Origin of the sequence: Nostoc sp. WHI (genome assembly GCF_015714725.1) — a bacterium.
Classification (GTDB): Bacteria; Cyanobacteriota; Cyanobacteriia; order Cyanobacteriales; family Nostocaceae; genus Nostoc.
Window position 1 is genome coordinate 31139 of record NZ_WBKM01000390.1, and the last position, 12089, is coordinate 43227.

The window sequence follows — 12089 nt, forward strand, 5'->3', positions numbered from 1 at the left end:
ATGCAGCTATCTATTTGAACAACATTCCTGTTGTTTTTGTAAAAAAATCTTAATGTTTCGGTAAATCTGTTTATTAATTTCTCGTTCCCTAGTCAGTTGCGTTTTTACGTAATTCGCTAGGATGTACACAAGCTCATTTTCAGTATAACAATTATGGTGAAAACACCCTCCCAGCCTTGGACAATTCCTCCTCTAGAAAATGGCGACAAACTCACCCGCTATGAGTTTGAGCGTCGCTATAATGCCACCCCTAGCGTAAAAAAAGCTGAATTAACCGAAGGGATTGTCTATATTATGCCTGCTGCTCTGCGTTTCCGAAGTCACGGTCAACCGCATGGTTGGATTTTGGCATGGCTTGGTACTTATGAAGCTGCAACTCCTGGTGTAGCGTTGGGAGTTGAACCTACCGTCCGCTTAGACTTAGATAACGAACCTCAACCCGATGCTGTTCTCCTGATTGTACCGGAAGCAGGTGGTCAAACGCGGCTGAGTGAAGATGATTATATTGAAGGTGCGCCAGAGTTAGTTGTGGAAATTGCTGCTAGTAGTGCGGCTATTCACCTTCATGGCAAAAAACAGGCTTATCGTCGCAACGGTGTCAAAGAATATATTGTTTGGCAAGTTTTAGACCAAAAATTGACTTGGTTTTCTCTTGAACAGGGTGAATATCTGGAATTAGTACCTGACAATGAAGGCGTTTTCCGAAGTCGGGTATTTCCAGGGTTGTGGTTAACGGTAACGGAGTTATTAGCAGGTAATATGCAGGGTGTGTTGAAGGTTTTACAAGCAGGTTTGCAGTCTGCTGAACATGGGGATTTTGTCAATAAATTAGATTCAATCATACGTGAATAAGTTAATTTTAATACTTTGAAATACGTGATAAAAGTCATTAACAGGTATTTAAGTCGCTGTTAATTGTGCTTCTGTCATGACTTTTTGTTCCTAAAAATACAAACAAATCTGAGAATTAGGCGCTTAGTGTCAATTATTTCTACTAATTGCTTTAATTTATGCTATAGTGATTAAACAAAATTAGTACGCATGAACTAATATTAAAAAGTTTGCTACATCTTTACAGATTAAGCCAATGCTTCTAACTCTCTCAACGATTCCAACAGTTCCAAAGCCTTTTTTGAAATGGGCTGGTGGTAAAAGCCAGTTAATCGAGCAAATAAACAATTTTTTCCCAAATGAATTATTTAACGGCTCAATCAAAAGGTATATCGAACCTTTTATAGGGGCTGGTGCAGTCTTTTTCTACATAGCACATAAATATGATATTCAAGAATTATTTATTTCTGATATCAATGCAGAATTAGTCATAGCATACAAGACAATTCAATATAATGTAAATGATTTAATTAAAATTTTATCTGAAATTACAACGAAATATTTGTCTTTTGATGAAATTGAGAAAAGCAAATATTTCTATCAAATGAGAACACAATTTAACAGCCAAAGAAAACACATAAACTTGGATAATTACCATTTTGAATGGATAGAAAGAACTGCCCAACTTATTTTTTTGAACAAAACTTGTTTTAATGGACTTTTTCGTGTCAATTCTAAAGGCGATTTTAATGTTCCAGCAGGCAAATATAAAAAACCGAGTATTTACGATCCAGAAAACTTGAAATCTGTTGCTCAAATTCTACAAAATACTCAAATTTATTATGGAGATTTTACTGAATGCGAAAAGTTTGTTAATGAGAAAACATTCGTCTATTTTGACCCACCCTATAGACCAATTAGTAATACATCTAACTTTACATCTTATTCACAACTGCCATTTAATGACTCTGAACAATTAAAGTTACGAGATTATTTTAAAAAACTAGATAATAAAGGCGCATTAATTATGCTTAGTAACTCCGACCCTAAAAATGAAAATATAAATGATAATTTTTTTGAAAATGCTTATGCTGGTTACCAAATAGAGAGGGTTAGAGCCACACGAAATATAAATAGCAATGCGTTAAAACGAAACTCAATCAATGAACTATTAATTATGAATTATTAGATAATAAGTTAAACCAGAGATGAGATTTAATTACATTTTCCAAACATATTTAAATTGCTCAAATGAAACTGAAGTTTTCCAACATTTTCAAAATACACTTACAGATTCCATAACTGGCTGGAACTATTTTGTTGACTGGCAAAAAGTTTTAAGAAAATTTAATGATGTAGAAATTCATTTAAATACCCTTAACTATCTAGTTGGAAAGAATGATATAGAAAATGAATTTAGCTTGCTTTTACAGCAATATCCTCAAATTATCAGCGCTATCCCAATTTTAATAGCTTGTCGTACTGCAAATTTTCAAATATTAACTGATTATACAAGTGGTAATTTTACATATAAATCTTTTAATTTTAAAAGAAAAGATTCATTATCTCAGTTAGAAATTGATGATATTTTAGAGTTTACCAAAAATACAGGAGTTTTAGAGTTATTCAAAAATAAAAATATCAAAAGCATACCAGATTATGTTCTGGGTATAGAGGTAGGATTAGATAGTAATGGGAGAAAAAATCGTGGTGGAGCCACGATGGAAACAATATTAGAAAACTTGGTTAGCACAATATGTCAACAAAATACTTTTTTGTTTATTCCACAAGCTACATCTCAAAAAATACAAGCTCAATGGAATATTAATGTTCAAGTAGATAAATCAAGCCGTCGTTTTGATTTTGCAGTTAAAAATCAAAACAATCTTTATTTAATAGAAACTAATTTTTATAGCGGAGGCGGTTCTAAACTTAAATCTACAGCTGGAGAATACAAAACACTATTTGACTTTATATCAAGACAAGGGCATAAATTTATTTGGGTAACAGATGGGCTTGGTTGGAAAACCACTTTACGTCCTTTAGAGGAGACTTTTAGACATATTGATTACACTTTAAATCTCAATATGGTTGTCAGTGGATTACTTGCTGAACTGATAACACAAAATCTATAAATTGTTTTCTTTATTCAAGCAGCAGACTTGTAAAAGTAGTTTACAGGAGGTAAGTTTTTTGCAAAGGCTGAAAACAGAAAAGAATGCGATATTAAAGGAACGCGTTACCAGGCTCAACCTGGCAACAAGTATAGTTGGAGATTAGGGATTAGCAAGACAGGGAAGACAAGGAAAATAACCCAATGACAAATGACCTTAATTTATGCAGAAACCAAACGGCGTAAAGATTCAGCACGGCGTTTAGCAATAGAGTCATTTGGAGCAAGTTTTAATGCTTCTTCGTAAGTTTCTAATGCCTGAGAAGTTAATTTTTTCTTCTCGTAAGCGTGACCAAGATTATTCAATCCTGTCACGTAGTTTGGTTTAGATTTGAGAGCTTCTTTATACTGACGAATTGCTAGGTCATATTGCTCTTGGCTAAAATAAACATAGCCCAGCCCGTTGTAAATGGGGGCGATATTTTCTTCTGCCTCTTCTTGGGCAGATTTGAGAGCTTTTTGAAAAAGTGCGATCGCTTGAGAATACAGTTTTTTTTGTGAATAAATACTAGCTAATTCGTAATATTCTTGAGTCGTACCTTTTTCTTTCTCTAATTTCTTTCGTAACCTTGCAAAAGAGCCTTCAATCTTGCGAGTTTTCAAAATCTGGCGAAAAACACCCACAGCAGCAAATGTGAGTATACCCACAAAAATTGAGAGATAAACAATGGCTAGATTATTATCCATTATCTGCAAGTACAAATATTAAAAGTTACTTCTGTATCTATTATCAGCCTATTGGAGATGAGAAAGATGAGGATAATGATTTTAATTCCTAACTCTTAACTCACTTACGGTAAACCCCAGTATTGAGAGCGTTGCTGGAGCCAGCCTTCCTTTATGTAACGAGCGATCGCTTCATTCACATTTCGTCTTAATGGATCATACTGCAATCCCTTGGGCATTACTACAGCCAAGGGTTCAGTTGATAGCTTAATTGGCAATAGCCGATATTGGGGATATTGTTGCACCCAACCGCTCAAAACGCTAGCATCTGCGGCAAAAGCTACGGCAGCACTACTTTCTATTTGCTCTCGCGCTTCTTTGTATGAATTCACTCCTACTAACTCGGCGTTTGGCACGTAGTACCGCACTTTAGCAATAGTGCTGGAGTTATTCAGTACGGCAATTTTTTGTTTTGCCAAATTCTTCAACTGCTGCACAGAGGCATCTTTTGTAACTAATACAGTGCTATCTAAGTAGTAAGGAACACTGAAATTAACTATGCGGCTGCGAGATTCAGTTGCTGTTACCCTAGCGATCGCAAAATCAACTTTCTTGTCTAAGACTACAGATAAGCGATCGCGATTCGCTACAGGTTTAAATTTGACACCATCTGCTTTCCCAAGCAAATCAACTGCTAATCGCTGTGCCAAGTCAATTTCTAAGCCTTGTAAATTACCTTTGGCATCTTTAAAGCCCAAAGGACGCAAGTTATCTTTAACTGCAATTGTTAAATAGCCTCGCTCCTGAATTTCTGGCATTTCGGCGGCAAATGCACTCAAACCCGTCCCCACAAACGAAAACCAAAAAAAGATGGCGGATAATACCAGATGTAACCGAGTGATTACTTGCCATCTGTTACATCTGTTATACATCCCTTGTTACCTTTATCCTTTAGCTTGATGTGCTAATTCAGCAACTTTGCCGAAGCTAGCAGGGTCGAGAACTGCCAATTGCGCCAACATCTTGCGATTTAGTTGGATATCAGCTTTTTTCAAATTGCCGATCAACTGGCTGTAACTCATGCCGTGTTGCCTGGAAGCAGCGTTGATCCGAGTGATCCAGAGGCGACGAAAATCGCGCTTTTTCTTTTTGCGATCGCGGTAGGCACTGCGTAGTGCCTTCATCACTTGTTGGTTGGCGGTTCTAAACAGAGTTGAATGGGAACCGCGAAAACCTTTAGCTAATTTGAGAATTTTATTGCGGCGCTTCCGAGCTACATTACCGCGTTTTACCCGTGTCATAACTTATTTCCTGAAGGACTTACAAATATGGGAGCATCAACCGCACGTTAAGTTCATCGCGTTCATGTACAAGTGCACTCTGACGCATACTACGCTTTTTGTTAGAAGACTTGTGTTCTAAAAGGTGGCTTTTGAAAGCTTTACGACGGACGATTTTGCCGGTGCCGGTGGCACGGAATCGCTTCGCTGCGGCTTTACGAGTCTTTAATTTAGGCATGGTCTAACTTTGATTCGACACGATCCATTATTATATACTATTAAAATTGCTAGAACGGCAATTAAATAAATGATTTAACCAACTGCGATCGCTCTGGATAAAATTAACTTGGCGAATCTCTATAGCTATTGTCAGGGAAAAGTCGAATTTATTGGCAAAGAGCAGTCACAGAATGAAACAATTTTCTTTGCTGAGTATCCTTCTGATTAGGTTCCTGGGTGTCAAATGCGCGGAAGGGTAGGTGTACAAATCTCATAGCTGACAAAAAGTGCTTCTATGTCAATCCCAGCAAGCATTTCACCCATCAGTCGCCCAATTATCATCCGCGCAATCTCTGAAAGGCTTACAAAAATTGGGTTTCAGCCTTAAATCTTTCCCGACACTCTTCCCAAAGGAATTCTGTAATGCTATGATTGCTCTTGACTCGCGCAACTGCACCTTGAAAACTAAATACAGCTTGGCTTTCAGGCTCCCGCGATCGCAATTCATCAAAATCCCTATTAGGGATTGAAACATCAGACCGCTTCAATAGGAACGATTGCAACTATATGCCACTACATCGCAATTCATCAAAATCCCTATTAGGGATTGAAACATAAACCTGAAAAAGATTAGCAAAAACCTGTAAAGAATCGCAATTCATCAAAATCCCTATTAGGGATTGAAACCAGAAACGTGAGCATAGTAAGCTTCAACATCAAAAGATCGCAATTCATCAAAATCCCTATTAGGGATTGAAACCTAATAAAACTCATTTTGCAACATACTACGCTTTACATCGCAATTCATCAAAATCCCTATTAGGGATTGAAACACAGATACATTGAGGCAGAAAACGAGTTTGAAGCATCGCAATTCATCAAAATCCCTATTAGGGATTGAAACAATTTACAGCTTGTCAAGCTACAAGAGCAACAGCATCGCAATTCATCAAAATCCCTATTAGGGATTGAAACTCAACAAGGTATAGGCACTGCCTCTATTTTGGATATCGCAATTCATCAAAATCCCTATTAGGGATTGAAACATTTTTCTCCTAAAAAATTCTTAAGGGAAACATAGATCGCAATTCATCAAAATCCCTATTAGGGATTGAAACCTACACCGGCTCATATTACGCTATCACCACTTCTGGATCGCAATTCATCAAAATCCCTATTAGGGATTGAAACGTACACCAGACGGTGAAGCAATTAAGCGGTTGAACTATCGCAATTCATCAAAATCCCTATTAGGGATTGAAACCATAGGAATACTAGCCAACAAGCAAGAGGAATTTATCGCAATTCATCAAAATCCCTATTAGGGATTGAAACGTGGTACAGCTGATCGGATTTTGCGAGATGCCTGTAAGATCGCAATTCATCAAAATCCCTATTAGGGATTGAAACCAAGAATCCATCATCATCGAATTATTTTGCATCTATATCGCAATTCATCAAAATCCCTATTAGGGATTGAAACCTAGCTATACTCAACCAAAAAATTCCATTCACTTAGCCAGATCACGAAGTGCATTCCGATACTTTCTATTTACCTTTTTATAAGCTTCCATTGCCTTTTCAAATTCAGACTTATGAGATATGCCTTGAGTATTGGAAGAATGTCTTACAACGTAAAATTTACCGCCCTTACTATGTCTAAATCTTAGACCTTGAAAAGACGGTATTAATCTCAACCTGTTTTCAATCATACGAAATCTCAAGGTTTGCATGATTAAGTAAGCCCATAGCTAGAGCTTTAGTCTACTTGTCCTAAACTCAATATACCCCACCTATTTGGGCTACCGTGTACACACAAGTTATCTGATCCCCCTAAATCCCCCTTAAAAAGGGGGACTTCAAGAATTTTCCCCCCTTTTTAAGGGGGGTTAGGGGGGATCAAAACGCTATTAGGCAACTTTATAAGACTTGTGTGTACACCGTAGCCTATTTGGGTGAGGTCACTTTTTGCTAACAGATAGAATATTAATTTATTTGTATAGTGGCAAATTGTATTCGCTCAATACTTTTAAAACATCCTCTTAGGCTTGTTTGATCAATGCTGCCAAATTCATCACACATTCAGGAAACTGATGCTTTAATGCTGGAAAAACCGGACAAGGCGCTTGTTCTTGTAAATTCTCTGGTTTACTCCAAGTAAAGGGAGCCTTCTGCGCCGCAGACATCCACACTAAACGCTTTGCCCGTGTCATAGCAACATAGAGTAAACGATACTCTTCAGATGTTTTCAAATGCTTTGCTACCTCCCAAGCCTGACTAACATCCGGTATGGTGGATTCTTCGTGGAGAGTAGCGCGAATTTGGGCACGAGCCACTTCTGATAAGGTAAAGTCGCCTAAAAACTGACTTTGGGGAGGAACCCAAAATCGACCAGGAATCAAATTTTCGTGGAGAAAGGGAAGAAACACATAGTCCCAATCCAGCCCTTTGGCTTTGTGCATGGTAATAATCGTCAGTTGACCGCTACGAGTGTATCGTTCTTCCGAATCCTCGGTTTCCACTGGTTCAAACCTTTCAGAACTGACGATTTCACTCAAAGCTGACAGCATTCCCCCCATTGAACTATTGCTAGCTATCTGCTGGTTTACCCGTTCTGCGAGTTTGTCAGCAGTTGCCAATTCTGCTTGGTCATAATTTAACGTCAAGGCGAGGAAAGAAATTAGCTGATACAGTGGCAATTCCAACCGAGCGCGGAGTAAACTGCGACATAAACGTGCGGCTTTTTGTACTGGCTCTGACTGCGGTGCTGCTAGGGGGCCAGGATACAAAAACTCTTCTGGCAAACTAGCAAGGGCGTTGAGGTCTTGGGTAGGAATTAATTGGCGCTGCACCGATGCTTCTAGGGCAGCTTTGAGGTAATCGGGGGAGTGGGGCCGATCGCAAAATTGGAGTAATGCTAAAATTTCTTGAGGAACATGAGAACGGCGATCGCGTTCTCCAACGTCATAAAGTATAATTTTATACTCTTTACATACAGTACTTAGAGCTTCTGCTAACCACCGTCCTTGGCGATTTTCCCGCACTAAAATCGCTGCACTATTTTGTGTAGGGTCTTCGCCAAATAATTCAATCACTCTTTGAGACAATAATTCTAGGGTGTGATGAATATCACGCGGGGTATAAAGTTCTAGTCCTCGTCCTACTGGTGCTGGGTTGGCGTTAGTTTGCGGATCACCAACATCAACAGGGCGAATTGTCTGCAAGCGAAATGGCAATTGTGGTTTGTAAGTAGTCTGTTGTCCGTTATTCGTTTTTGCTAACCACTGACTGTTGATCCATTTGAGGGTAAAGTTAGCAGCTTCAATAATTATTCTGGTACTGCGCCCGGCTTGATCCATCGTTGCCAATCGTTCGATGCGATCGCACTCTTCGCAAAATTGCCGAAAATAAATCGGATCAGCTGGGGTAAAGGTGGAGTTAATCGCCTGGTTGGGATCGCCAACTCGGACTAGGTTGAGTGCTGAGTGAGGAGAGACGCGATTCATCGCGTCTGTTAGCAGTGAGGATTTATCCCCATGTCCCGAATCACTCGCCAAAATTTCCAACAACTGCGTCTGTAAGGGGCTAGAATCTTGGGCTTCGTCTTCAAAGACGGCGAAAACTTGGTTTTGCTCGTAGCGACGAGCGCTGTCATTTTCTAAAACGCGTAGGGCGGCTAAAATCATATCGTCGTAATCAATGAAGTCACGCGATCGCATTAAGTTTTGATATTGCTCATACAACCCCGCCGCTACGCTCAAAATTGCATATTCGTCTGTAGTTTGTTTACTCCACTCCCGTAACAATTCTGGCGATATCCCAGAACTTTTTGCTTCATGAATTACCGTATTAGCCAATTCCGGTAACACTTCTGTTCGCAGCACCGATTGGCGACGTAACCTTTCTGTCTCCTCTCCGTCAAATTGATGACCTTCTAATAACCGCAAATAACGTCCTGGATTATTTGCAATCCATTGTTCTACAGCAGTCCTGATAAAGCGATGACTTTGAGTTGGTGTAATTAATGTGACATTTTCTAGCTGTAAACCTGACAAATCAGGATGGCGACTGGCAATATTTAATGCTAAACCGTGTAGGGTATAGACAAAAAAGCCCATCTGCGGTAAAGATAATTTCTTTAAGTCTTTGCGGATCTTCGCTTTAATATTGGCAGCAGCTGAACGAGTAAAGGTGACAACCACCAGATGACGACGCGAGGATGAACGTTCATACTGACGTGCGATCGCGATCGCCGCCGCCGCCGCCATACCAGTAGATTTGCCTGCGCCTGGAACAGCAGAAATCGCCAGGGGGCCAGATTGCCAGTCAGCCATTTGCTGTTGTCCAGGGCGTAGACCATTGCGGATTGTTAGAATTTTCTCACGCAGAGAGGGAAGGGGCGATCGCTCAGACAATTCTGAGTTGAGCGATTCTTGAGCCACAGGAACAGTAAAATTATAATCAGACATATCAAATTTTATATTTTAAATATATCAGAACTTACGCAAACAATAGCCGAAAAAATGATTTTCAGTTAGGGGCAATTCATGAATTGCCCCAGAGCGCGTGCAGTTTTGCATAAGTCTTATATATGTGTATGTTGAATGTAATTCCCAAACCGCAGATATGAATAATCCTCCGACTTAGATAACAAATTTTGCTTTGCTAATTTATTATCTAAGTCGAAGGATTGTTAAGAACTCTGAAAAGTCCTTTTATCGGTAGTAAAACTTGATAAGGCTTTCCTCGTTCCCAGGCGGAGCCTGGGAATGCATTCATTGAGTCTCTGGCTCAATGTCTAACTGGAGGCAGCAGCCCCTAATCAGCCATTCCCATGCAGAACATGGGAACGAGAGAACAATGGGAAATCGAGCTTTCGTACAGTTGAAAAAGACTTTTAGACTAGCTCCTCGACGTTGTTTCGTCAGAGACATTTTTGGAAAACTCCTTGTTCAGCTACAAACGAGTGATAGATATCTTGCAAAATGCTTGAGTCATTCCTGTCAAAGGAAAACCCATTGCGTTTGTTTCGTTATGAAACTAAATCAAAAAAATAGGATTTATTTTTTTTAATTAATTGTGGTAATGAAATATGAAGATACCAGAAAATCTCAAACCACAAAAAAAATACTTAATTTCTTAAGAATTTTGCTCGGATGATATATCTGTGAAGATTCTTAATCCAGTGCGTTCTATTAAAAATAGTTTGAAAATTTATTTAAAATTTGATAACTATAGACTTTGGCTATTAGCGCTAAAATTCATTTCCGGGCGAGCGTGGAAGCCAAAAGACAAGCTATTTTTAGCTTAAGTTGACACCAATGGGCAGTGCTTTGTTCTGCTTAAAAGAGTTAAAGCAATTGGCGGCATTGGCTAAACATAACATTCAACCAATGCCCATCTTATACGCTGTTTGGACAATCTTAATAGATCACATTACTGAGTTAGTCCTGCCTAAAATTAAATTATTCATCAATTTGCCAGGAATCCTTAGTTAATTCTTCATCCAGAATTTTCTGAGGACGCACAATGATAATAATTTGTCCTAGTAAAGGAATTTCTGGCTCAGTTTCAAACCACTGAAAATCTAATTCACCGCCCTTTTCAACAACAAAGTAGCTGGAGGCATCCCATTGTCGTTGGGCACGATCTACCACTACGACGACGGATTCTATTCGGCTTTGGTTTTGGATGGGGAAGCGATCGCTATTTGCTAAAATCACTACTGGATCTTCTGCTGCCAATAGCACTTGCCAACCTGGTAACGATACCCAAGCTTGTTCTCCAGAAAACTTGACCATCCGAAATGGTTCAATTTCTGTGACTATGGGTACAGCTTGCAAATCTTGCTGTGACAATGGCAACTCGCCTACCACAGGAACAATTCGGGGTAATTGTTCTTCAGATTCCAGACGATAAAAGGGTAAAATTGGAGCCGGACGCTGGGGAACGGTAGTAAAGTCAGTTAGTAACTGTTCGATTTTTTGCCTTGCTGCTGGCGTGTGAGCAAAGCGTAAACCTTTAGCGATTAGGCGCGATCGCTGTTGCAAATCTGTATTTTGGCGTGCCAGTTTCCAAACTTGGTGAGCAACGGCATCTCCAGGATGGGCAGAAAATCCTTCTGGCAAAATACGAAAATAGGAAAACTCTTTAATTACTTTTGCCACATCCCGTGCCTCATCAGCGTCGATTTTATGGACGAAGATCAGTTCGGCGGCGGCGGCGCGTTCTTCTTGGGTAAGTAAACGCAGCTCGTACAAAACATCACTGCCGCGTATGGCATAGTGCGATCGCGTGGCTGCCGATACTCCAGAGTTTTCCAAAGAATTGTAAACTTGAGAACCAACAACAACCTGATTTTGTTGAATCGGCTCAAATCCAGTTGCCTCAAAAATTTCTTGGGGATTGTAACCGGACTTGAGCAACGAGGCGATCGCTATTCCCCATTCCACCCAGTTGCCTTGTTTTTGCCTCAGCTTTCGCAGTAATTCTTGTGCTACATCGTTGGTAGCATTTTCTTCGGGATTCTGAGCGTTGGGTGGTAGATCAGTCATAATCGGAGTGCCAGTTTCAACTTGAGAGGTTGATTAATACCTCATGAGCAAGTTTTATTCTAATTCTAATCTGTAGGCAATCCACGCCTATAAGCCTTGAGATTCAGCCTCAAATCTGACCTTTAGTTGACAAGAAAGACCCAGACTTTCGATCTGGATTACAGATAAACCCAAGCGGAAGGATTCTATCGGAATCATGTTCAGAAGCGCAATCCCCACACTTAAAAATCTTGCCGCTACGATCCGACTTTCCTTTGACTGGGTGGATATATTCACATCGGCTGCAAATTTCGCTTGTGTAGGCAGGTGGGACAAGATATTTGGGAAAGAAAACTTTCTCCGTGTTTTTAAATTAAATGTGTTTAA

At 39.6% G+C, this 12089-nt stretch carries 10 protein-coding genes and 1 CRISPR repeat array; of the genes, 3 read left to right on the top strand and 7 right to left on the bottom strand.

What is annotated here, in order from left to right; genetic code table 11:
- Positions 1-153 precede the first annotated feature (153 nt).
- From F8S12_RS40005 to F8S12_RS40015, 3 genes are all read left to right on the top strand, one after another.
- A complete protein-coding gene (locus F8S12_RS40005; RefSeq protein ID WP_196521808.1) occupies positions 154-852 on the top strand; it encodes a Uma2 family endonuclease in 699 nt (232 codons plus the stop codon).
- Positions 853-1087: 235 nt separating this feature from the next.
- Entirely contained in the window at positions 1088-2020 is a 933-nt protein-coding gene (locus F8S12_RS40010) for a DNA adenine methylase (protein WP_196521809.1), read from the top strand.
- 19 nt (positions 2021-2039) lie between these two features.
- Positions 2040-2966, top strand: a complete 927-nt coding sequence (locus F8S12_RS40015) for a type II restriction endonuclease (protein ID WP_196521810.1) — start codon at positions 2040-2042, stop codon at positions 2964-2966.
- A 200-nt stretch (positions 2967-3166) separates the two neighbouring features.
- Here the strand turns inward: F8S12_RS40015 and F8S12_RS40020 are convergent, their stop codons facing one another.
- From F8S12_RS40020 to F8S12_RS40050, 7 genes are all read right to left on the bottom strand, one after another.
- Positions 3167-3691 carry a tetratricopeptide repeat protein gene (locus F8S12_RS40020; RefSeq protein ID WP_196521811.1) on the bottom strand — a complete coding sequence of 175 codons (525 nt, stop codon included), beginning with the start codon at positions 3689-3691 and terminating at the stop codon, positions 3167-3169.
- A 104-nt stretch (positions 3692-3795) separates the two neighbouring features.
- Positions 3796-4602 (bottom strand): transporter substrate-binding domain-containing protein, encoded by an 807-nt coding sequence (locus tag F8S12_RS40025; RefSeq protein ID WP_196521812.1) that lies wholly within the window; start codon positions 4600-4602, stop codon positions 3796-3798.
- 12 nt (positions 4603-4614) lie between these two features.
- Entirely contained in the window at positions 4615-4971 is a 357-nt protein-coding gene (gene rplT / locus F8S12_RS40030) for a 50S ribosomal protein L20 (protein ID WP_196521813.1), read from the bottom strand.
- Positions 4972-4990: 19 nt separating this feature from the next.
- Complete coding sequence (gene rpmI / locus F8S12_RS40035; protein WP_196521814.1) at positions 4991-5188, bottom strand: 50S ribosomal protein L35; 198 nt, start codon at positions 5186-5188, stop codon at positions 4991-4993.
- A 477-nt stretch (positions 5189-5665) separates the two neighbouring features.
- A CRISPR array of direct repeats spans positions 5666-6652; the repeat unit is 37 nt; unit sequence ATCGCAATTCATCAAAATCCCTATTAGGGATTGAAAC.
- 559 nt (positions 6653-7211) lie between these two features.
- Complete coding sequence (locus tag F8S12_RS40040) at positions 7212-9638, bottom strand: ATP-dependent helicase (protein WP_196521815.1); 2427 nt, start codon at positions 9636-9638, stop codon at positions 7212-7214.
- A 996-nt stretch (positions 9639-10634) separates the two neighbouring features.
- A complete protein-coding gene (locus F8S12_RS40045) occupies positions 10635-11723 on the bottom strand; it encodes a RuBisCO accumulation factor 1 (RefSeq protein WP_196521816.1) in 1089 nt (362 codons plus the stop codon).
- A gap of 109 nt (positions 11724-11832) precedes the next feature.
- Positions 11833-12012: a hypothetical protein gene (locus tag F8S12_RS40050; protein WP_196521832.1), complete on the bottom strand. Its 180-nt coding sequence runs from the start codon at positions 12010-12012 to the stop codon at positions 11833-11835.
- Positions 12013-12089 lie beyond the last annotated feature (77 nt).